This window comes from Acidobacteriota bacterium (assembly GCA_026707545.1).
Taxonomy (GTDB): Bacteria; Acidobacteriota; Thermoanaerobaculia; order Multivoradales; family Multivoraceae; genus Multivorans.
In genome coordinates, this window is the sequence record JAPOWR010000001.1 from 2,441,874 (window position 1) to 2,464,203 (window position 22,330).

General features: G+C 68.8%; 20 protein-coding genes. 8 read left to right on the forward strand and 12 right to left on the reverse strand.

The genetic code is table 11. The annotated features are described in order from the left end of the window. Nucleotides 1-49 precede the first annotated feature (49 nt). The 5 genes from OXG83_09640 to OXG83_09660 all read right to left on the reverse strand — a co-directional run bounded on the left by OXG83_09640 (nucleotide 50) and on the right by OXG83_09660 (nucleotide 6,131). Nucleotides 50-1,225, reverse strand: coding sequence for an acetyl-CoA acetyltransferase (locus tag OXG83_09640; GenBank protein ID MCY3965292.1), 1,176 nt, complete (start codon nucleotides 1,223-1,225; stop codon nucleotides 50-52). Nucleotides 1,226-1,274: 49 nt separating this feature from the next. Then, complete coding sequence (locus OXG83_09645) at nucleotides 1,275-2,672, reverse strand: OB-fold domain-containing protein (protein ID MCY3965293.1); 1,398 nt, start codon at nucleotides 2,670-2,672, stop codon at nucleotides 1,275-1,277. Between the two features lie 101 nt (nucleotides 2,673-2,773). Continuing rightward, complete coding sequence (locus OXG83_09650; GenBank protein ID MCY3965294.1) at nucleotides 2,774-3,970, reverse strand: ABC transporter substrate-binding protein; 1,197 nt, start codon at nucleotides 3,968-3,970, stop codon at nucleotides 2,774-2,776. Between the two features lie 97 nt (nucleotides 3,971-4,067). Beyond that, entirely contained in the window at nucleotides 4,068-4,655 is a 588-nt protein-coding gene (locus tag OXG83_09655; protein ID MCY3965295.1) for a histidine phosphatase family protein, read from the reverse strand. 18 nt (nucleotides 4,656-4,673) lie between these two features. Then, nucleotides 4,674-6,131 (reverse strand): thioredoxin, encoded by a 1,458-nt coding sequence (locus OXG83_09660; GenBank protein ID MCY3965296.1) that lies wholly within the window; start codon nucleotides 6,129-6,131, stop codon nucleotides 4,674-4,676. A 94-nt stretch (nucleotides 6,132-6,225) separates the two neighbouring features. On the opposite strand from OXG83_09660, the gene OXG83_09665 reads away from it, so the two are divergent. From OXG83_09665 to OXG83_09700, 8 genes are all read left to right on the forward strand, one after another. Continuing rightward, entirely contained in the window at nucleotides 6,226-6,504 is a 279-nt protein-coding gene (locus tag OXG83_09665; protein MCY3965297.1) for a hypothetical protein, read from the forward strand. A gap of 21 nt (nucleotides 6,505-6,525) precedes the next feature. Then, complete coding sequence (locus OXG83_09670) at nucleotides 6,526-6,741, forward strand: hypothetical protein (GenBank protein MCY3965298.1); 216 nt, start codon at nucleotides 6,526-6,528, stop codon at nucleotides 6,739-6,741. A gap of 49 nt (nucleotides 6,742-6,790) precedes the next feature. Then, nucleotides 6,791-7,846, forward strand: coding sequence for an MBL fold metallo-hydrolase (locus tag OXG83_09675; GenBank protein ID MCY3965299.1), 1,056 nt, complete (start codon nucleotides 6,791-6,793; stop codon nucleotides 7,844-7,846). A gap of 126 nt (nucleotides 7,847-7,972) precedes the next feature. Beyond that, on the forward strand, nucleotides 7,973-8,602 hold the full coding sequence (locus OXG83_09680) for a carbon monoxide dehydrogenase subunit G (GenBank protein MCY3965300.1): 630 nt from the start codon (nucleotides 7,973-7,975) through the stop codon (nucleotides 8,600-8,602). 32 nt (nucleotides 8,603-8,634) lie between these two features. Next, the gene (locus OXG83_09685) at nucleotides 8,635-9,102 is read left to right on the forward strand and encodes a (2Fe-2S)-binding protein (protein ID MCY3965301.1); all 468 of its coding nucleotides are present in this window, start codon (nucleotides 8,635-8,637) and stop codon (nucleotides 9,100-9,102) included. A 1-nt stretch (nucleotide 9,103) separates the two neighbouring features. After that, a complete protein-coding gene (locus tag OXG83_09690; GenBank protein ID MCY3965302.1) occupies nucleotides 9,104-11,449 on the forward strand; it encodes a molybdopterin-dependent oxidoreductase in 2,346 nt (781 codons plus the stop codon). A gap of 60 nt (nucleotides 11,450-11,509) precedes the next feature. After that, nucleotides 11,510-12,358 carry a xanthine dehydrogenase family protein subunit M gene (locus OXG83_09695; GenBank protein MCY3965303.1) on the forward strand — a complete coding sequence of 283 codons (849 nt, stop codon included), beginning with the start codon at nucleotides 11,510-11,512 and terminating at the stop codon, nucleotides 12,356-12,358. Between the two features lie 353 nt (nucleotides 12,359-12,711). Next, a complete protein-coding gene (locus tag OXG83_09700; protein MCY3965304.1) occupies nucleotides 12,712-13,257 on the forward strand; it encodes a tetratricopeptide repeat protein in 546 nt (181 codons plus the stop codon). 368 nt (nucleotides 13,258-13,625) lie between these two features. Here OXG83_09700 and OXG83_09705 read toward each other — a convergent pair whose 3' ends face one another. From OXG83_09705 to aceB, 7 genes are all read right to left on the reverse strand, one after another. Then, on the reverse strand, nucleotides 13,626-14,804 hold the full coding sequence (locus tag OXG83_09705) for an acyl-CoA/acyl-ACP dehydrogenase (GenBank protein MCY3965305.1): 1,179 nt from the start codon (nucleotides 14,802-14,804) through the stop codon (nucleotides 13,626-13,628). Nucleotides 14,805-14,821: 17 nt separating this feature from the next. After that, entirely contained in the window at nucleotides 14,822-16,270 is a 1,449-nt protein-coding gene (gene pyk, locus OXG83_09710) for a pyruvate kinase (protein MCY3965306.1), read from the reverse strand. 21 nt (nucleotides 16,271-16,291) lie between these two features. Further along, nucleotides 16,292-16,954, reverse strand: coding sequence for a bifunctional 4-hydroxy-2-oxoglutarate aldolase/2-dehydro-3-deoxy-phosphogluconate aldolase (gene eda, locus OXG83_09715; protein ID MCY3965307.1), 663 nt, complete (start codon nucleotides 16,952-16,954; stop codon nucleotides 16,292-16,294). Nucleotides 16,955-17,009: 55 nt separating this feature from the next. Next, entirely contained in the window at nucleotides 17,010-18,026 is a 1,017-nt protein-coding gene (gene gap / locus OXG83_09720; GenBank protein ID MCY3965308.1) for a type I glyceraldehyde-3-phosphate dehydrogenase, read from the reverse strand. After that, nucleotides 18,023-19,054 carry a type I glyceraldehyde-3-phosphate dehydrogenase gene (locus tag OXG83_09725; GenBank protein MCY3965309.1) on the reverse strand — a complete coding sequence of 344 codons (1,032 nt, stop codon included), beginning with the start codon at nucleotides 19,052-19,054 and terminating at the stop codon, nucleotides 18,023-18,025. The genes gap and OXG83_09725 overlap by 4 nt, the downstream gene beginning before the upstream one ends. 170 nt (nucleotides 19,055-19,224) lie before the next feature. Beyond that, entirely contained in the window at nucleotides 19,225-20,523 is a 1,299-nt protein-coding gene (locus OXG83_09730; protein MCY3965310.1) for a heterodisulfide reductase-related iron-sulfur binding cluster, read from the reverse strand. 106 nt (nucleotides 20,524-20,629) lie between these two features. Further along, complete coding sequence (gene aceB, locus OXG83_09735) at nucleotides 20,630-22,201, reverse strand: malate synthase A (protein ID MCY3965311.1); 1,572 nt, start codon at nucleotides 22,199-22,201, stop codon at nucleotides 20,630-20,632. Nucleotides 22,202-22,330 lie beyond the last annotated feature (129 nt).

A 22,330-nucleotide genomic window follows, 5' to 3' on the forward strand; every position in this document is an offset into this window, starting at 1 on the left:
CCGCCGGTTTCCCGGCGGGGTCGTAATGCACTAGCGCTTCGGTCAGGACCTACAGCCCGACGACCGAGACGAAGCTGACGCAGCGGCCAGGGGCGCCGCCGAGGTTGTGGGTCAGCCCCACCTTGGGATCGGCGATCTGCCGCTCACCGGCCTCGCCGCGGAGCTGCAGCCACATCTCGTACATCATCCGCAGGCCGGAGGCGCCGATCGGATGGCCGAAGCTCTTCAGGCCGCCGTCCGGGTTGACCGGCTGGTCGCCGTGGAGGTCGAAGCGGCCGTCCATCGTGTCCTTCCAGGCCTGACCGCGCGGTGAGAACCCGAGGTCCTCCATGAGGACGAGCTCCGTCGGCGTGAAGCAGTCGTGGACCTCGGCCATGCTGATCTGCTCCCGCGGATCCTCGATGCCCGCCTGCTCGTACGCGTCCCTGGCGCTCTCGACGACCTCGGGGAACGTGGTGAAGTCGTAGTCCTGCCGCTTCGCGCCCTCGGCCGGACCGGCCACGAACGACAGCGCCTTGATGAAGATCGGGTTGTCGTTGTACTTGTGCGCGTCCTCGGCGCGGCAGATCACCGCGGCGGCAGCGCCGTCGGAGACACCCGAGCAGTCCATGATGCCGAGCATTCCGGCGATCTTGGGCGAGGAGTTGATCTTCTCGACCGGCACCTCTCGCTGGAACTGCGCCTTCTCGTTGCGGGCGCCGTTGTAGTGGTTCTTGTACGCGATCTTGGTGAGCACGTCGCGCATCGTCTCCAGGTCAACGCCGTACTTCTCGGCGTACGCGGGCGCCAGGAGCGAGAAGTTGGCCGGAGCGGTCATGCCGGACTCGGTGCCGTCGCCCGGAGGGGCGCTGCCCGTGAGGCCGGAGAACCCGGAGTCCTTCAGCTTCTCGACGCCGACGGCCATGACCAGGTCGTAGGCGCCGGACGCGACCGCGTAGGCGGCGTTGCGCATCGCCTCGCTGCCGGTGGCGCACATGTTCTCGAGCCGGGTGACCGGCTTGTACTGGATCTTGAGCGGCTCGGAGAGCGTAAGGCCCGAGATGCCGCTGCCCGTCGTGCCCAGCCAGTACGCGTCGACATTGTCCGGCTCGATCCCGGCGGAGCCGTAGGCCTCCTGCACGGCATCGACCAGCAGGTCGCTGGCGCTGCGGTCCCAGTGTTCGCCGAACTTGGTGCAGCCCATGCCGACGATAGCTACGCGATCACAGATTCCCTTACTGGCCATTCGTGCTCCTTGGTCGTTCTTCGGATGGATCCGTGTTTCCTATCGATGTTCAGCGCCTCGGGCGCGCCTTCCAGAAGTAGTTGTGCACGCCTCCCGCAGTGTACAGGCGGCGAAACGTCATTTCCAACTCGTCGCCGATCGCCACCTTGTCCGGGTCGACGTCGGTGAGCTGGCAGAGCATCCTGCCGCCCTTGTCGAAGTCGACCACCGCGCCGATCACGGGAGGTTGCAGCGAGTAGGCGAGACGATCCAGGGTATAGGTGCTGATCCGGCATTCGCTGTCGGCGTACGGCTCGACCGTCGAGTCGTCGGAGGCCTGGCAGACGACGCACACGCGCTGCGGCGGCAGGTTCGTGTTGCCGCAGCGGTTGCAGCGGGAACCCAGGAATCCGAACTTCCAGCGTTCGGCGCGCTGCATCGGCGGCGCCGCGGGCCGGTCGGGATCGGGGCGTCGCGGCGGCTCGAACGGCAGCACGTCGCGCCACTTCAGGTAGGTCGTGTAGGCGAGATCGTCGCGCTTCGACTCCACCCACGAGGCCACGCTGTGTTTCGGACGGCCATCGTCGATCGCCTCGGTGACCTCGAAGACGGCCACGTCGACGCCATCGGCAACGCAGGCGACGGCAATCCTGTCGCCGGCGGAAGCACCATCGAGCGCGCTCGCCAGCGTCAGGCCGGCGTGGGCGGCTCCCGCACGGCCGACCGTGCCCGCCAGACCGTCGGCGAGCTGGGCGGGAGCGAGGCCCGAGGGGCGCATGAAGCCCCGGAAGACGCGGGCGTTCGTGCCGTCGAGCACGACCTTGGCGAGGTCCGAGGCCGCCACGCCGGCGTCGGCCAGGGCGCGGCCGAAGGTCTCGACGAGCAGCGGCGTGAAGATACTGGCGCCGAAGCGCTCCTCCCACTGCTTGGCGAAGGGCATGCCGGGGCTCTGCCAGACGTCGAGCACTTCCTCGGTGCAGGAAGCGCGGCCGATCAGGCGGGCGATCGGTTCGGCGCCGTTGCCGCTCAGGACGAAGGCTGCCGCCGCGTCGCCGCCGCCCGACTCCCGTGGACCGCTCGGGGCACCGACGACCACGTCGCTGGCGGCCACGAGCACCGTTCGGCCGCCCGAGGCCATGTCGAGGCCCGCAAGAAGGGCCGACAGCCCGGCGCGGCTCGAGCCACCGAAGTCGAGCGCCGTGACCGACTTGGACAGGTTCGTCGCGGCCTGCAGGGTCGCCGCGTTCAGCTTCTCGGTGTACGGGGCGCTGGTCGAAGCGAACACCACGGTGTCCACCGCGGCGCCGTCGGGCAGATCACGAAGCGCCTCACGCGAGGCTTCGACCGCCATCGAAGCCGAGTCTTCATCGTAGCTGGCGGCAGCACGCTCTCCGCGGCCGAAGCCCATGGCCGACCTCTGGATGCGGTTGAAGGGTACGTAGCTGCCGTAGCGGACGATTCCGGACATGGAAGCGGGTCTCCTGGTTTACGGGACGAGTGTCTGCCGACCGGTCGGTAGGTGCAACGGCCGCAGTCTAGCAGCGATCGGGATGGAGGCCGCCTGAAGTGCTAGTTCCGATTGGCCTGCTCGATCTGCCGCATGGTCTCCTGCATCTGCCTCAGGAGCTCCTCCCGGCGCTCCTTCTGGTACTTCTCGAAGTCGACCAGCTTGCCGTCGACCACCTGGTAGATGCGGGTGAACTTCTGCACGTCTCCGGTCTCCCGGAACTGGATGTTGCCGGTCACGCCCTGGAGTTCGCGTACCGCTCTCATGCCCTTCAGGAAGTCGCTGGGCACGGCGATCGCGTCGACCTCGGACAGGGCTTCGATGTAGACCCACAGCGCGTCGTAGCCGAGAGCCGCGTAGTAGCTCGGGACGGTGCCATGCTTCTCCTGATAAGCCGCGACGAAGGACGCGACCGGCTCGTCGAGACTCTCCGTGTCGTAAGGCGGCGCCGTCAGGACGCTGTTGTTCGCGGCGGGGCCTGCCTCCGTCAGCACGGATTCGATGGCGAGCGAGGAACTCGCGGCCAGGTAGTCGTGCGGCTCGTTGAAGCCCCCCAGCCGCAACGCCTGCATTGCCTCGGCCAGGGCGGATCCGGAGGCGGCAACATAGATCGCATCCGCGTCGTAGCCCAGGGCCTCGTCGACCATCGCGTTCTGATCGCTGGCCGCTGTAAACACGACACGGCCGGCGAGCTGGCTTCCCCAAACCGATTCGATCGCGTCGGCGAGCGAGGTACCGAAGGCCGTGTCGTGGGCCACCACGACGAGCCGCGCGACCTGCAGCCGGTCGCGCAGGAAGGTCGCCATCGTCGAGGCTTCGATTTCCGCGCTCGGGTAGAGGCGGTAGAAGAACTCGGAGACGCCGCTCAACGCGGGGCTCGATGCGGACGGCGACAGCAGGACCCGATCCGCTTCGTTGACGACCGGAATCATGGCCAGGGCCTCGTCACTCGTGACCCCGCCGATCGCCGCGAGCGACGACGTAAATGCCGTTTCCAGCAGCGTCGCGGCCTGTGCCGGATCGCCTTCGGAGTCCACGACTTCGAGAACCACGTTGTAACCGATCTCTTCGTCGCCCGCCAACAGCCGCTCATGCCGCAACTGCATGCCGTTCGCGATTTCCTGCCCGTAGACCTGGGCCTCGCCGGTCAACGGCGCGATCGCGGTGATGGTGACGGTAGGAACTTCGGGGCCACAGCCGACGGCCGGCAGCAGACACAAGGCTCCGAGCAGTGCAAGGGTTCGTGTACGCAAGCTCATCACTCCAGGTTCTCCATCAGCCGGCGACGTCTCCAGTGCTCGAATCGCATAGCAGGACCGTCCATTTTAGGAGGCTGCGCCGTAGAACGCAACGAAGTCACGTTGCGTCAAAGAGCGGCTGCGGAGGACGCCACCCGGCGCCGTCTCGCTCAAGGCGGAAGCCGTCCGCGTTCATCGTGTGTGTTGGCCGGTTCTTCCACGTGCCTGCGATCCAGGCCCGCAGCGCCGCCATCACGCCGCCGTGGGAGACCACGATCACCTGCTTCCCAGGGTGACGCTCCGCCAACTCGGACACCACCGGCGCGGCCCGTCTTGCGACGTCGACGAGCGACTCGCCGCCCGGTGCCGGGTGGCGCCAGAGTTCCTCGATCTCGAGAGGGGCCACGACCTCCCGGTACACGGCCCAGGGCTTGCCCCGGAGGTCGCCGAAGTAGCGCTCCTGGATGCCGTCGATCTCCATCACCGGGAGACCGACCTCGGCGGCGATGCCGTCCGCGGTCTGGCGGGCGCGGCGGAAGCGACTGCAGTAAAGGTGCGCGGGCCGGTAATGCTCCGCCAGCCGGCGGCCGGCATCGCGGGCCTGCCGGCGACCGAGTTCGGTCAGCGGCTCATCGTCGTGCCAGGTATAGCGGGCCGCCACGTTGGCCGTGCTCTCGCCATGCCGAACCATCAGCAGGGTGGACATCGGTGGAATCGGACGGGATCAATCACCAACGGCGCGCGTGACGGGCTGGCTACCGACCGGACCGCTCACCCAACCGCCGATCACCGCGGAGAACAGGCCCGCGTTGCCGCCGGCGTGAACGAGTTGCAGCCCGCCGGGACGGAACTTCGGCACCTGGGCGCCGGCCATCCTCTCGGGCAGTCCCTCGTCGCAGGCGCCCGCGCCGCGCACTAGATCGGCGCCCGATCGCACCAGAAGACCATCGAGCTCCCGGCGCAACCGGGCCTTGTCCCAGCCCGCCCGCCGGAACACGTTCCCGTGCTCGTATCCGACGACCAGCATGGCGTCGAAGCCGACGACCAGCTTCTGGTTGGCGACGCTCAACAGCGCCGCGGCCAGCGACCGGCACAGCGATCCCGGATTCCGGGACAACTGGTCCACCACGCCGCGCGGCCCTTCGCCGGCAAACAGGGTGACGGCAGAGCTGCCTTCGGGGGTGCCGCGTTCCACCGCCAGTGACTCCCAGGGCGAGTCGTCCTCACGCTCGGCGAAGCAGAAGCTGAGCTTGCCGGGGTTGCCGAGCGTGGCCCGATCCACTTCCCCGGGCCGGGCGCCGCCGACGTTGCGCAGCACGAGCTGAAGAGCGCGGCCAATGGTCGTGTTCGCCCTGTTGCCCTGTCCCAGGACGTTCATCTTCGAGTTCATGCCGATGGCGGAAGTCACTGGCCCATTCACGACGATGATCGGGCCGGCGAAGTAGGTCGTGGCCGCCAGGCCGTGCCAGTTGAACTCCTCGGTCAGCGCCGCCTCGACCGCGGCCAGCACCACCGGCAGGTACTCGGGCCGGCAACCGGCCATCACCGCGTTGACCGCAACCTTCTCGACCGTGCATTCGCCGTAGTCGGGCGCCACCAGGCCGAGGACCTCGGCGCGGTCGCGGCGGGTGCCCGCGAGCATCCGCTCGACCCGTTCGGGAGTCGGCGGCACGACCGGCAGCCCGTCTGTCCAGCCGCGCGCGAAGCAGGCTTCGATGTCGTCCTCCTGGTCGCCCAGCTCGACCCGACGGGCGCCTCCGGAGGCGAACCGGGCCGCCAGCCGCTCGGCGTGCGGCGGCTCGACGTTCAGGGCGCCGCAGCCAGGCCGGCTCGGTGGCAGCTCCGTCCCCAGTCCATCCAGGCCACTGACCTCCTGCCACTGGTCCCGGTTCCAGCCGATCGCGGTCGCGGTCGTCGAGCCACCGTCCCGGTCCAGCAGGGTGGGCACGATCTCGATCCCCAGCCGGTGCGACAACACGAGATCCGCGTCGTGCACGGGATCTCCCGACGCCGGAAAGGCGGGATCGTCCTGCGTCAGAACGAGCACCGGCCGGTGGCGTCGCACCTCCTCCAGCACGGGTTCCACCAACTGGCAGGTCGGACAGTCCTTCTTGACCACCGCCACCAGGCCCTGATCGAAGCCCGGAGGCGCCGGAGCGGCGACGCTGGAGGATGCGGTCATGGCCGGCGACCCTAGCAGGGAAGAGGCAGCCACGACCGCCTCCGCGGCAGCGTCTCGCTCGTGTATGGTTCGGGACCTACCGAGGAGACAACCCATGGTCCAGACCCTGCTCGATCCGACGAACGAGGCCGCGCCGCCGGCACGCACCGCGGCGCCTCGACTCGAGGCCATCGGCGGCAAGACGATCGCCCTGCTCGACATCTCCAAGGCGCGCGGCGACATCTTCCTCGACCGCGTCGAACAGCGAATCGAAAGCCGCGGCGCGTCCGTGCTGCGCTTCACCAAGCCCACCTTCTCCAAGGTGGCGCCGGCCGACCTGCGCGCCGAGATCGCCCAGCGTTGCGACGCGGTGATCGAAGCGCTGGCCGACTGAGGGTCCTGCACGTCGTGCAGTGTGCACGACACGACCCAGTTGGAAGAGATGGGGCTGCCGTCCGTGTTCGTCGCCTCGTGCGAGTTCCAGGACGCCGCCGAGTCGCAGTCCAAGTCGCTCGGCTCCTCGCCGGAGGTCGTCTACGTGCGGCATCCGATCCAGGACCGCAACGACGAGGAAATGGGAGAGATCGCGGACCAGGCGGTCGACGCGCTCGTCTCCGCGCTGACCAACTGATCCGCCCCGCCTGCGGAGGAGGCCGGGGAGCGGTCTCCTGACCGGGACAATGCGAGCAGGCACCTCGAACGCGAAGAAGCAGCTCGAGTCGCCGCGGCGATTCGTGAGTTCCGCGGGGCGGGTGGTGTACGCCCTGAACCTGGAGGTGTTCCCGAACTTCTTCGGCAACGTCTACGTGATCGACGACGGCGCCCGGCGCGTCCTGGTCGACTGCGGCTCGGGCATGGACTTCTCAAACGACAATCTGGTCCGCGGCATGGCCTCGATCGAGGACCGCTTCGGCGCCCGCATGAGCCTCGCCGACATCGACGTCATCCTGATCACCCACGGCCACATGGATCACTTCGGCGGCCTCCAGTTCGTACGCGGCCACACGGACGCGCCGGTCGGCATCCATGTCCTCGACCGCCGCGTGCTGACCCACTACGAGGAACGGGTCGTGGTCGCCTCGCAGCAGCTCCGCGTGTTCCTCAACCGCGCCGGACTCTCCGCCGGCAAGCGCGACCAGTTGATGATGATGTACACGGCGCCCAAGGCGCGCTACGGCTCGGTGCCGGTCCAGTTCCTGCTGGAGGAGGGGCGGCCGGTCCGGGACGGGAATGGGGAGGACCTCGACCTCGATGTCCTGCACGTGCCCGGCCACTGCCCCGGCCAGGTCTGCCTCCGGGTCGACGACATCCTGCTGACCGCCGATCACGTCCTGGCGCGGATCACGCCCCACCAGTCGCCCGAGTCGCTGACCCTGAACATGGGCCTCGGCCACTACCTCGATGCGCTGGGGAAAGTCGAGACGCTGGACGGCGTCCGCATAGGCCTCGGCGGTCACGAGGAACCGATCGAGGACGTGACCGTGCGAGTCCGGGAGATTCGCGAGTCCCACGACAGACGGCTGGACGTGATCATGGACACCTGCCAGGCGCCTCAGACCACTGCCGACATCAGCCGGCGGCTGTTCGGCGCCGTGCGTGGCTACACCGTGCTGTTGGCCCTGGAAGAGGCCGGAGCACACGTGGAGTACCTCTACCAGCGCGGCGAACTCGTGGCCGAGAACGTCGGCGACCTGGAGTCCGAGAAGGACCCGGTCGTCCGCTACGTACGAGCGTGAGCGTAAATGCACCCAGAACAGCCCTCGCTATGGCTATAGTAGAAACTTCCTGGTAGCCGTCGTGTTGACCATCGCGCCCACCGTCCATCGCGGTTCGCCCCCAGGCCGTCCGCACGGCTGCCGACCTTGAAGATCACAGGGAGCCACACCTTCGCGGTGCCGCGGAGCATCGTTTGGGAGGCGATCCTCGATCCCGAGGTTCTGTCGCGCACGCTGCCCGGCTGCGAGGACATGGCGCCCGTCGGCGAGAACCAGTTCCGCGGCAAGCTGAAGATGAAGGTCGGCCCGGTGCAGGGCGTGTTCGAAGGAGGCGTCGAGCTCCTCGACCTCGACCCGCCGAACGGTTACAACCTCAAGATGGACGGCAAGGGAGCGCCCGGCTTCGTCAACGGCACCGGTGCCCTCCGACTCGAGGACGCCGAGGACGGCGGCACGCTGCTGCACTACGACATCGACGCCCGCGTCGGCGGCCGCATCGCGGCGGTGGGTCAACGGCTCCTGGACAGCTCCGCCAAGGTCTTGACCCGCCAGGGGATCCAGGGTCTCGCGACGCAGCTCGAAGCGCGGGCCGCCGCGGAAGCCGCGGCGGAAGCGCCTGCTGTGGCCGCGTCCAGTGACGACGCGGAGCCCCCGTCCCAAGCCGCCTTTGCCGGTCGCTTCGCAGCCGGTCTGGCCAGGGAACTGTGGCCCTACTTTGCCGGCGGCGCGCTCGTCGTTCTTGCCCTCATCGCCATTTCGCTTCGCACCTGCTCGTAGCTATCCCGCAAAGGAAAGGAGACACTCCAGAAATGACCGTGTCCATACAACTCGAAGTCAACGGCAAGCCGGTCCAGGCCGAGGTCGAGCCGCGGCGCCTGCTGGTTCACTTCCTACGGGAAGATCTGGGCCTGACCGGCGCGAACATCGGCTGCGAAACGAGTCTCTGCGGGGCCTGCACGGTGCTGGTCGACGGCAACGCCGTCAAGTCGTGCACGATGCTCGCGGCGCAGGCGGACGGTTCGGCCGTGACCACGATCGAAGGGCTGGCCCAGAACGGCGAGCTGCACCCGCTCCAGGAGGGCTTCTGGGAGAAGCACGGCCTGCAATGCGGCTACTGCACGCCGGGCATGATCCTGTCGGCGAACTATCTGCTGGCCCAGAATCCGAGCCCGAGCGACGAGGAGATCCGCGAGGGGCTGAAGGGCAACATCTGCCGCTGCACCGGCTACCACAACATCGTGGAGGCCGTGAAGTACGCCGCCGAAAGGATGAGCTGAGATGGCGGGCGTACTCGGCACCTCGATCAAGCGCCGGGAAGACCCGGCCCTCATCACCGGCCGCGGCAAGTACACCGACGACCTGAAGGTCGAAGGCATGGCGCACGCGGCGATCGTGCGCAGTCCCTACGCCCATGCCCGCATCCGCGGCATCGACGCCTCCGCCGCCGAAGCCCTGCCCGGCGTTCTGGCCGTGCTCACGGCGCGCGACGTCGCGGCCGCCGGCATTCCGGGCGTGGTGCCCGTCGGCTGGCTGCTGCCCGACCTCAAGACGCCGGCCCACCCGATGATCGCCGCCGACACGGTGCGCCACGTGGGCGACGCCGTGGCCGTCGTCGTGGCGGAGGACCGCTACATCGCCCGCGACGCCGCCGACCGCGTGGCCGTCGACTACGAACCGCTCGATGCGGTGGCCGACGTCGTCGCCGCACTCGAGGACGGGGCGCCGGCGGTCCACGAGGACGCGCCCGGCAACGTCGCCTTCGACTGGGAGATCGGCGACCGGGAGGCGGTCGACGCGGCCTTCGCACAGGCCGCCCACACGGTCGAGCTCGATCTGCGCAACAACCGCCTGATCCCGCACGCGATCGAACCGCGCGCGGTACTCGCTTCGTACGACTCGTCCACCGGCGAGATGACGATCCACATGACGAGCCAGAATCCCCACGTTCATCGGCTGCTGATGACGCTCGCGTCGCTGGGCATGCCGGAGCACAAGGTGCGGATCGTCGCCCCCGAAGTGGGGGGTGGCTTCGGCAGCAAGATCCACCACTACGCCGACGAGGCGATCGTCGGCCTCTGCTCGTTGAAGCTCGACCGGCCGGTCAAGTGGACAGCCACGCGCACCGAAACGAACCTCACCGACGCACACGGCCGCGACCACTCGACGCACTGCGCGATGGCTTTCGACGCTGACGGCCGCATCACGGGCCTGAAGGTAGACACGGCGGCCGCGATGGGCGCATATCTCTCGACCTTCGCGCCGGCCGTCCCGACCTACCTCTACGGCACGCTGATGTCCGGCCAGTACGACATCCCGGCGATCCACTGCCACGTGACCGGCGTCTTCACCCACACCGCGCCCGTCGACGCCTACCGTGGCGCCGGACGGCCCGAAGCCACCTTCGTCATCGAGCGGCTGATGCACCTCGCCGGCGAGGCAACCGGGCTTGGCCCGATCGAAGTCCGCAAGCGGAACTTCGTGCCTGCGGACGCCTTCCCGTACCAGACCCAGGTCGCCCTCGCGTACGACTCGGGCAACTACGGCCCCGCGATGGACCGGGCGCTCGAGATGATCGGTTACGACGATCTCCGCGGCGAGCAGGCCTCTAGACGCGGCAACGGCGGCCGGCAGATCGGCATCGGCTTCTCGTCCTACATCGAGGCCTGCGGTCTCGCGCCGTCGGCGGTCGTCGGCTCCCTCGGCGCCCAGGCCGGCCAGTGGGAAAGCGCCGACGTCCGCGTCCACCCGACCGCTTCGGTGACGGTCTACACCGGTTCCTCGTCCCACGGACAGGGCCACGAAACGACCTTCTCCCAGATCGTCGCCGACCGGCTTGGCGTCGCCCCGGAGGCGGTCGAGGTGATCCACGGCGACACGGACCTGGTCCAATTCGGCATGGGCACCTACGGCAGCCGCAGCGCCGCCGTCGGCGGTTCGGCGATCGCCAAAAGCGTCGACAAGATCATCGAGAAGGGCAAGAAGATCGCCGCCCACCTGCTCGAAGCCTCGGCCGAGGACATCGAGTTCGAGGACGGCAACTTCCGGGTGGCCGGCTCGCCGGACCGCGCGCTCGGTCTCGGCGACGTGGCGCTCCAGGCCTACCTGGCCCACAACTACCCCGATGACCTGGAGCCGGGGCTCTCCGCCACCAGCTTCTACGATCCGTCGAACTTCACGTACCCGTTCGGCACCCACGTCTGCGTCGTCGAGGTGGACACGGAGACCGGCGACATCGAACTGCTGCGCTACGCGGCGGTCGACGATGTCGGCAACGTGATCAACCCGATGATCGTCGACGGCCAGCTCCACGGCGGTCTGGCCCAGGGCATCGGCCAGGCGCTCTGGGAGAACGCCGTCTACGACGACAGCGGACAGCTCGTGACGGGTTCGTTGATGGACTACGCGCTACCCAAGATCCACAACTTGATCCAATTCGAACTCGACCGTACGACGACGCCCTGCCCGCACAACCCGCTGGGCGTCAAAGGCGTCGGCGAAGCCGGCGCGATCGCCTCACCGCCAGCCGTTGTCAACGCGGTCGTCGACGCACTTGCGCCATTCGGCGTCACGCACATCGACATGCCGCTCACGCCCGAGAAGGTGTGGCGGGCCGTCAACGCCTGAGAGCCTTCATCCGACTAGAATCCCGCAGCCGAACAAAGCTGCCGAATCAGGAGCACCGATATGTACCCAGCCCAATTCGATTACCGCCGTGCCGGATCGGTCGATGAAGCCCTCGGCCTGCTGCAGGAGCACGAAGACGCGAAGCTGATGGCCGGCGGCCACAGCCTGATCCCGATGATGAAGCTGCGCCTCGCCCAGCCCCCGGTCGTCATCGACATCGGCCGGCTCGACGAACTCAAGGGAATCTCCGAGGCGGGCGGCTCGGTCCGCGTCGGCTCCCTGACAACCCACGCCGAGATCGCCGCCTCCGACGTGCTCGCTGCCAACTGCCCGGTGCTCGCCGAAGCCGCCGGCCACATCGGCGACGCGCAGGTCCGCAACCGCGGCACGATCGGCGGCAACATCGCCCACGCCGACCCGGGCTCCGACATACCGCCGGTGCTCGTCCTCCTCGGCGCCTCGGTCCACCTGCAGTCCCCCTCCGGCACCCGCTCCGTCGCCGCGGGCGACTTCTTCCAGGACCTGCTGATGACCGACGTCGGCGAGGACGAGATCCTCACCCACGTCGACGCCCCGGCCCTGGGCGCCGACACAGGCTCCGCCTACCTCAAGTTCGAGCACCCGGCGTCCGGCTACGCCGTCGTCGGCGCCGCGGCTTCCGTCACCGTACAAGACGGCCGCTGCACCGCCGCCGGCCTGGTCGTCGGCGGCGTCGACGCCACTCCAACCGCCGTCGACGTCTCGAGCCTCATCGGCACCGACCTCTCCGACGACGCCATCGCCGCAGCAGCCTCCGGCCTCTCCGCCGAAGACCCCATCGGCGACATCTTCGCCAGCGGCGACTACCGCGTCCACGTCGGCAAGGTCTACGGCAAGCGAGCGCTGGCGGCGGCCCGCGACCGAGCGTAGCTGCTCGGGGCTCAGCCGCCTGCGGAGGGGCCGGGGGAGGGGTCCCAGGTGCCGCTCGCGCTTGTTCGGAAGATGGGAGGGGGTGCGCTCACTGCACTCCGCTCGCTCCGGTAGGCCGTTGTCCTGCGTAGGGTCGTCAACCGTCGCTCGCTCCGAGCCATCTGGTACCCCTCCCCCGGCCCCTCCGCAGGCTGGACGGCGTCGGCATTCCCTCCGGTCACGGCATGAGTGGGTGTTGAATGGCCGCTATCCTCACGGCAGTAATGGGTAACTCCGCCGGACGTGCCCGGGTGGACCGGGCCCGCGATCTCTCGAACATGGCTTGGAGGCTTCGGAGCGAGACACTTACGTCGTTGACCGCAACCCCTGCCGAAGCCGAGGAGACCGCCCGTTTCGTTCGCCGGCAACTCAAGGAGGCTGTGGACCTGTGCCGTGAAGCTGGAGCCGACCGCCAGTTAGCGAACACCCTCCGGAGGCTCGGGCATGCGGAACAGGATGCCGGCCGCGGCGACATCGCGGTCGCCCGGTACAAGGAAGCGGTCGCCGCCGCCCGCCGGACCGGCGATCCGCTTCTGCTGGCTCATACGATCCGTCATCTCGGCGACTCCCATCGCGCCGCACAGCGACTGGCCGCGGCCGAGGCCTGCTACAACGAGGCCCTGGGCCTCTACGCCGAGCACCCCGATCCCCCGGCGCTCGACTACGCGAACGCGATCCGACCGATGGCGATCCTCAAGGAGAAGCTCGGCGAGGCGGATGAAGCCCGGCACCTGTGGCAGCAGGCGAAGGCGCTCTACGCCGCGGTTCCCATCGCCGCCGGCGTAGCGGAATGCGAGGAGAACCTGACGCGACTCCCTCGGTCTCACAGCCGAGGACGCTCCGAAACGGAGCCGGCCTAACGGCCGGCGCTTCTCTGGCCGCCTACGGCGGCAGCGGACCAGAAGGTCCGCGCACCCAGAGAACGGTCGCCGTTGCTCTGAGTTGCTCTACGCAACTGGAGGGGGATCGGCCGGCGTCCGACACCCTCCAGCCTGCGCAGGGCCCGAAGGGGAGGGTCCCAGCGAGGCTGTCGGCAAGCGACGGCCCACGCCCTTCCACTAACCGACACCCAACCGGAGCGCAGCCGACCGCAGCGAGCGCCGACCTTCCATTCATCCGGTCAGCGCGAGCGTCCGCTGGGACCCTCCCCTTCGGGCCCGGAGAAGGCGGGTGCCGCCGACGCCATCGCGCCAGCCGCCGCCGCGGCGGCCCGGCAGCAGGCGAGCCGTCAGTAGCTGCGCGGTAGCCCCAGCACGTGCTGGGCCAGGTACGTGAGCACGAGGTTCGTCGAGATCGGCGCCGTCTGGAAGAGGCGGCACTCGCGCCACTTGCGTTCGATGTCGTACTCGGTGGCGAAGGCGAAGCCGCCGAAGGTCTGGAAGCAGGTGTCGCCGGCCTTCCAGGCGGCTTCGGAGGCGAGGAGCTTGGCGCTGTTGGCTTCGGCGCCGCATTCGCGGCCGGCGTCGTAGAGGGCGGCGGCCTTGCGGACGATCATCTCGGCGGCGTCGGTTTCGGCGTGGGCGCGGGCGATCGGGAACTGGATGCCCTGGTTCTGGCCGATGGGTCTGCCGAAGACCTCGCGGTCGTTGGCGTACTCGACCGCGCGGCGGATGAAGTAGCGGGCGTCGCCGATCGCCTCGGAGGCGAGCAGGATGCGCTCGGCGTTCATGCCGCTCAGGATGTAGCGGAAGCCGTGGCCCTCCTCGCCGATCCGGCTGGAAACCGGGATGCGCAGGTTGTCGAAGAAGACCTGGGTCGTGCCGTGGTTGATCATCGTGTCGATCGGCTGGATCTCCAGACCGTTGCCGCGCGCCTCGCGGAGGTCGACGAGGAACACGGAGAGTCCCCGTGAGCGCTTCTCGACCTGGTCGGCCGGGGTCGTGCGGGCGAGCAGGATCATCAGGTCCGAGTGGAGCGCGCGGCTCGTCCAGATCTTCTGGCCGTTCACAACGTAGGTGTCGCCGTCGCGGACGGCCGTCGTGCGCAACTGCGTCGTATCGGAACCCGTCACCGGCTCGGTGACGCCGAACGCTTGCAGCCGCAGTTCACCGCTGGCGATCTTCGGCAGGTACTGCTGCTTCTGCTCGTCGCTGCCGTGGCGCAGCACCGTGCCCATCGTGTACATCTGGGCATGGCAGGCCGCGGCGTTACAGCCGCTCGAGTGGATCGTCTCGAGCACCACGCTGGCGGCGCGCAGCGGCAGGCCCGAACCGCCGTACTCCTCGGGGATCAGGCAGCCGAGGTACTCGTGCTCCGTCAGTGCCTGGACGAACTCCGTCGGATACTCGGCGGCGGCATCGAGACGTCGCCAGTACTCGCCGGGGAACTGCTCGCAGATGCGGCGGACCGGGTCACGCAGGAAGGCGTAGTCGTTCTCGATCGAGACCTGGAGTTCGCTGTCGATCATGGCGGCCGATCGTAGCGCTACGCCCGTACCCGGTGGATCCGCATCAGGTTCGTCGGCGGCCGGTCCTGGATCGGATCACCCATCAACAGGACGATCGTGTCCCCGGGTAGCGCCAGATTGCCGACCAGGAGTTGCCGGTCGACCATCGCCACGACCTCGTCGTGGTGGTGGACCTCCTGGTCCATCCGCACGGAGTGGACGCCCCAGACGAGTTGCAGCTCGCGCATCGACCGCGGTTCGCGCGTGAACGCGAACACCGGCGTCGACGGCCGGCGGCAGGCAACCTGGCGGGCCGTGAACCCGCCCTGACTGAGGACCACGATGCCCTGCGCGGTCAGGTGGCGCGCCGAGAGGATCGCCGCAGCGGAGACCGTCTCCGGAATCTCCAGAGTGCCCGGGCGGTGCGGCGGTTCGATGTCGTAGGGGCCGACCTCCATCGTATGGAAGCCAACCGGCTGGGACGTGTGCTTGGAGAGGTTGTAACGCTCCGACTCGGTGATGATGCGGTGCATCGTCTGCACCGCCTCCAGGGGATACCGACCGGCAGCGCTCTCGCCGGAGAGCATCATCGCGTCGGCGCCGTCGAACACGGCATTTGCGACGTCCGAGGACTCCGCTCGGGTTGGCCGCGGGTGCTCGATCATCGATTCGAGCATCTGGGTCGCCACGATCACCGGTCGCGCGAGACGCCACCCGGTCTCGATGATCCGCTTCTGCTCCACCGGCACCTGGTGCAGCGGGATCTCGACCCCGAGGTCGCCACGCGCCACCATCACGCCGTCCGACTCGAGCACGATCTCGTCCAGGTTCTCGAGCGCCCGGCGACGTTCCAGCTTGGCGATCACCTGCAGGGAGCGGCCGGCCTCCCGCGCCGCTTCGCGCACGCGCACCACGTCCGTCGAACTGCCGACATAGCTGGCCGCCAGGAAGTCGGCATCCTCCTCCACCGCCATGCGGATATCGCCCAGGTCCTTGTCCGAGATCCGGAAAGGCAGATGGCTGTCCGGCAGGTTGACGCCCTTGCGGCTCGAGACGGCGCCGCCGACGATGACCTCCGCCTCGATCTCCTCCTCACCCTTCGACCGGACCTCCAACTGGACCCGGCCGTCGTCGATCAGGATCTGTTCACCCGGCTGGACGTGGCGGACCATGTCTCGGTCAAGAGCCAGATCCGCGTCGACGCCCGCGCCCAGGGAAACGACGTCACCCTCCTTCAGGACGCGCGCGCCCTCGAAGTGATCGAGCCGGTGACGGGGTCCCATCAGGTCGACCATCACGCCGACCGACCGGCCGACCTCCTCGCTGACTTCCCGCACCAGCCGGATCAGCCGGCGATGCTCATCACGGGTGCCGTGGGACTGGTTCAGCCGAACGACGTTGACGCCGGCGCGGATCAACCGCGCGAGGGTCTTCGGATTCGAACTCGCAGGGCCGATCGTGGCGACGATCTTGGCGCGGCGTTGCACGGCTGCCTCAGATCTCCGGACTCACGATCCAGCCGCCACCGCGGGGACGGTGCCGGGCGCGCCCTGGACTTCCTCGACCGTCGCCCGGGCCAGCTCGGCGACGCGGCCCCAGGCCCGGGCGGCAATGGCTTCAGCCGGCGTAATCCAGGAGACTCCGACCGAAACGACGTTCGGCTCCGCGAGGTAACGCCGGTAGTTGGCCCGGTCGAGGCCGCCCGTCGGGCAGAAGGCGACATCGGGGAACGGACCGCGCACGGCCCGCAGGAAGGTCAGACCGCCGCTGGCCGGCGCCGGGAAGAACTTGCAGGTCAGGAAGCCAAGGTCGACCGCACCCTGGATCTCGGACGGCGTCGCCACTCCGGGAAGGAAGGGCATCTCTACATCGTCCACCGCGAGCGCGATCTCGGGAGTGATCCCCGGACTGACGCCGAAGCGGGCGCCGGCGTCGCGTGCCGCGTAGACGCCATCCGCGTTGCGCAGGGTCCCCGCGCCGACGATGACCTCGGGCAGTTCGTTTGCGATCCGCGCGATCGCCGGCAGCGCGGCCGGCGTGCGAAGCGCCACCTCCTGGAGCACGATGCCGCCGTCGAGCAGGGCGCCGGCCAGGGGCACCGCATCCTCCTCCCGCTCGATCTGAAGCAGCGGCAGGACGGGCGCCGATTCAAGTAGGAAACGTATGTCCATCGCGCGGAACCGTGGCGGGGCGGCCGGACACCCGGACGGGGAGTCCGGGCTCGGGTCAGGACCCGAACTGGGCCAGCCGCTCGATCAGATCCGCGACCCGGTTCGAGTAACCCCACTCGTTGTCATACCACGACACGACGCGGGCGTACACGCCGCCACCCTTCGCCGGGGCAGCCCGGGTCAGGGGCGCGTCGAAGATCGACGAGTGCGGATTGCCGAGAATGTCGCTCGAAACCAGCGGGTCCTCGGAGTACTGGAGGACGCCGGCAAGGTTCGTCGCCGCCGCCGCGGAAGCCGCCGCGTTGACGTCCTCCGCGGCCGGATCGTCGCGCAACCGGCACGTCAGGTCGACGATCGAACCGTCCGCTACGGGCACCCGCATCGCCATGCCGTCGAGCTTGCCGTTCAGGTGCGGAAGCACCTTGCCGACGGCACGCGCAGCGCCGGTCGTCGTCGGGATGATGTTGGCGGTCGCGGAGCGGCTGCGGCGCGGGTCGCTGTGCGGCGAGTCGACAAGGCGCTGGCCGTTGGTGTAGGCGTGGACGGTCGTGATGAACCCTTCTTCGAAACCGAAGGCGTCGTCCAGGGTCTTGGCCAGCGGCGCCAGACAATTCGTGGTGCAGGAGGCGTTCGAGACGACGCGATGTTCGGCACCCAGATCGTCGTCGTTCACGCCGAGCACGATCGTGGCGTCGATCTCGTCCTTGGCCGGCACCGTGAGCACGACGCGCGAGGCGCCGGCTTCGAGGTGCTGTGCAACCTGATCGCGGGTGCGGAACACGCCCGTCGACTCCACCGCGATGTCGACGCCCAGGTCCCGCCACGGAAGCCGGGACGGATTCCGTTCCGCGCTGAGCTGGATGTCCCGGCCACCGACCCGCAGGCCGCTCGCGGTCACCTCGACCTCCTGGCCGAAGACGCCCTGCACCGTGTCGTAGCGCAGCAGGTAGGCCAGACGGTCCGCGTCGAACAGGTCGTTGATGCCGACGACCTCGACGTCCGGACGATCCGCGAGGATGCGGAAGACGCTGCGGCCGATCCGTCCGAAGCCATTGATGCCGACGCGGATCATAAGTCGCCTCCTTGGGAAGCGGTCGCTTGTTCAAGCACAGCCAGCAGCTCCACGAGCCGGTGCAGGTAGCCCCAGCCGTTGTCGAACCAGGCGATCGTCTTCGACACGTGATCGCCCAGCGCCATCGTTGCCTGCGAGTCGAAGATGCAGGTCGCCCTGCTGCCTACGGTGTCGGCGGAGACGATCGCCTCGCGCTCGAAACGCAGCCGACCGTTCCATTCGCCGCCGGCGGCAGCCGCCACCGTCTCGTTGACCGAGGCGACACTCACCGCGTCGCGATGCCAGCAGACCAGATCGACCACCGAACCGTTCGACACCGGCACGTCCATCGCCGAGGCCGAGAGCTTTCCGCCCAACTCGGGCAGTACCGTCGCGAGTTCTTCGGCCGCTCCCGTCGCGGCGGGGATGATGTTCTCGCCCGCGGCGCGGCCCTTTCGCGGCTCCGGCGCCGGCACGTCCGCCAGTCTCGAACCGGCCCCATAGGCGCGGACGGAGCTGATGAACGCCTGCTCGACGCCGAAGGCCCCATCGAGGATGCGGAGCAACGGCCCCACGCAGTGCGCGGTGAAGGAACCGGCGGAAACGATCCGGTCGGACGGCTCGATCCGGTCCTCGTTCAGACCGACCACAACCGTCCGGTCCAGGTCCCCGCCCGGCGGGGCGCAGAGCACGACCCGCTCGGCGCCGGCCTCGAGATGCCCCTCGAGTTCGCTCCGCGTCGGCTGATTGTCCCGGAAGTCGACAACCGTCGTCACGCCAAGATCGCCCCAGGGCGCCTCTCCGGCGCCACTGGCGCGAACCACCGGAGCGCTGAAGCCGTTGACGCTCAGGCTGCCGTCGTCCAGCGCGACCTCGCCGTCGTATCGCCACGGCAGGGACGAGAACTGCAGGAGATAGCGCAGCATCTCCGGGTCGGCGGTCTCGGCTACGGCCCCGATCTCGATCTCGGGCCGGTCCAGGGAAAGGCGAAACAGGCTCCGGCCGAGCAAGCCGAAGCCCATGATGCCGATGCGGCTAGGTGTCGTCATCTAGTGCGCTCCACCGGAGGGGAGCAAGCTCGGCCGGCCGAGCAAGCCACGAGTTGCCCCAGAGCCTGGATTCCAATACGAGTCGTTGTCGTCATCCGGGTCCGAAGGTAGTGGGAGGATAAGAAGAGGCGGTCAACAGGCGGGCGCAGGATAACCGACCCGAAGAGCTCTCAGTTCGCCCCATGTGCGGAGGCCACGATCTCCATCGTGTGGCGCACGGGGACCGCGCTGCCCAGGCGCCGGAGGTGGCTCTCGATCTGGGTGAGACAGCCGATGTTGCCGGTTGCGATCACGTCCGGTTCGCCCTCGAGCAGCGCCTCCGCCTTCTTCTGTCCCAGGCGGGCCGCGAGTGCGGGTTCCTCCAGGTTGTAGATCCCCGCAGAACCGCAGCAGATCTGCCAGTCGCGGGGTTCGACCAGGGTCACACCCCGGACCTGGGCCAGCAATCGACGGGGCGCGGTCCGTTCCCTCTGGGCGTGCGCGAGGTGGCAGGCGTCGTGGTAGACGACTCGCAGCGGTTGCGCCAGCGGGGGCGGCGCCGGCGCATCGAGCGCGGCGAGGAATGTGGACACGTCCTGTACCTTCCCGGCCAAGTCCCGAGCCGCCTCTTCTTCGGGCAGTCCCGCGAACAGCAGGCCGTACTCCTTGAGGCCGGAGCCGCAGCCAGCGGCGTTGGTGAGCACCGCGTCGACGTCCGGAAGTAGTCCCGCGGGCCTCAGTACGCGGAGAAGGGAGCCGGCCGCCGCCCTGGCGCGCGACGCGTCGCCGGCGTGAAAGGCCAGCGAACCGCAGCAACTTTCCTCCTTCGGAACGACGACTTCGACTCCACTGCGGGTCAACACCTCGATCGTCGCCCGATGGATGCGGGGCGCCAGCACCTGCTGAGCGCAGCCGGCGAGGAGAACTACCCGCGCGCGCCGCTCGCCGACGGCCGGAAACGTGCCGGACCCGACTTCGGCGCGGTCCGCCGACCGGGGCAACAGGTCGAGCGGCGCCGCGAACCGCGCCGGAAGCAGTCCGCGCAGCAACCCGCGGAAAGGCGCCGCCAACCGACCAAGCCGCAGCATGCGGCGCAACCGACGCGGACTCGCCAGCGTGTCGAGCATCAGTCCGCGCCAGAAGCGGTCGAGCCAGGAACGGTTGCGGCCGCCCTCGGCGAGTTCGCGGAAGGGCATCAGCAACTCGCCGTACTCGACGCCCGACGGGCACGCGGTCACGCAGGACATGCAACCGAGGCATGGATCGATGTGGTCCAGCGCCTCTTCCAGGTCGAGGCCGCCCTCGAGGACCTCCTTCATCAGCACGATGCGCCCGCGCGGCGAGTCCATCTCCTCGCCGAGCTCGATGTAGGTCGGGCACGCCGGCAGGCAGAAGCCGCAGTGGACGCAGGCCGAAACCGCGTTCGCCATCGGCCCGGCCGCAGCGCCGACTTCCGTTCGCAGCGCGTCCAGCTCGATCGCGTGCTGCATTGCCGCGAGCGTAGCGCAGCGATGGAGCCGGCCTGACGGCCGGCGCGCTTCCTAGCCGCCTTCGGCGGCAGCCGGCGAGGACGCCGGCGCACCCAGTGTGCAGCGATCAGATGTGCTGGTAGGCCTGCAGGGTCAGGAACTCCTGGAACTCGGGGCCGAGCACCAGGTCGTCCAGCAGGGAAGCGGCGAGTCCGAAGCGGCTCACTTCGCGGCCGCCGAGCTGGCGGAGCTCCTCGTCCCGCACCTGCTCGTAGAGCTCCGGCGTGACCAGCGACCCGTTGTCCATCTGCGCGTTGCGGTGGACCCACTGCCAGAGCTGGGCCCGGGCGATCTCGGCGGTCGCCGCGTCCTCCATCAGGTTGTTGATCGCGGCCGCTCCGTTGCCGTTGAGCCAGGAGTTCAGGTACTGGAGACCCACCGACACGTTGTTGCGCAGGCCCTGTTCGGTCAACGTGCCACCCGGGACCGCAAGGTCGATCAGGCTGCCCGGCTCGACGGAGACATCCTCACGCAGGCGCTCCTTCTGGTTCGGGCGGCCCTCCATCTTCGTGCTGAAGACCTCCAGGGCGATCGGCACGAGATCCGGGTGGGCGACCCAACTGCCGTCGAAGCCGTCGCCAGCCTCCCGCTCCTTGTCGGCACGGACCGCGCTGAGCGCCGTCGCGTTGACCTCCGGGTCGCGCCGGCTGGGGATGAAGGCCGCCATGCCGCCGATGGCATGGGCGCCGCGGCTGTGGCAGGTGCGGACCAGGAGCTCGGTGTACGAGCGCATGAACGGGACGGTCATCGTGATCTGGCCGCGATCCGGCAGCACCAGGTCCTCCCGGAACGCGAACTTCTTGATCGCGCTGAAGATGTAGTCCCAGCGCCCGGCGTTCAGCCCGGCCGAGTGGTCGCGCAGCTCGTAGAGGATCTCCTCCATCTCGAAGGCGGCGAGGATCGTTTCGATCAACACCGTGGCGCGGACGCTGCCCTGGGGCACCCCCAGCGCGTCCTGCGCGGCGACGAAGATGTCGTTCCAGAGCCGCGCCTCGTGGCGGTTCTCCAGCTTCGGCAGGTAGAAGTACGGCCCGCTGCCTCGTCCGAGCGCTTCGCTGGCGCTGTGGAAGAAGTACAGGCCGAAGTCGAAGATGCCGGCAGAGACCGGGCTGCCGTCGATCAGCGCGTTCTTCTCGATCAGGTGCCAGCCGCGCGGACGCACCAGCAGGGTGGCGATCTCGTCCTTCAGCCGGTACTCCTTGCCGTTCACCGGATTCGTGAACTCGAGTTGCTTGCGCACCGCGTCGTACAGGTTCTGCTGGCCCTCGATCACGTTGCGCCAGCTCGGGCTGAGCGCGTCCTCGATGTCGGCCATGAACACCTTGGCGCCGGAGTTCAGCGCGTTGATCATCATCTTGCGGTCGACGGGGCCGGTGATCTCGGCCCAGCGACAGTTCAGGTCCGCCGGCGTCGGTGCGACCTTCCAGTCACTGTCCCGCACCTCCTGCGTCTCGGGCGGGAACGTCGGATCGTCACCAGCCTGAATGCGCGCGTGGCGGTCGAGCCGGTCCTGAAGCAGCTCCAGGCGGCGCTCTTCGAACTGCCGGCACAGGTCGCCTGTGAACTCCAGCGCCTCGGGCGTCAGGATGTGTTCTGCCGCTTCGAAATCGCGCGGTCCGGTGATCTCGATCCCACTCATGCTGCCATCTCCCGAAGCCGGTCCGTGACCGGAGTCTCGCCTCGTCGCCTGTTGTCGCCTGGCCTGCCGAAGGTGACTGCCCACCCGGCGAAGCGGCGGCAGCTTACCGGATGCGGCGGCGCGGCCACG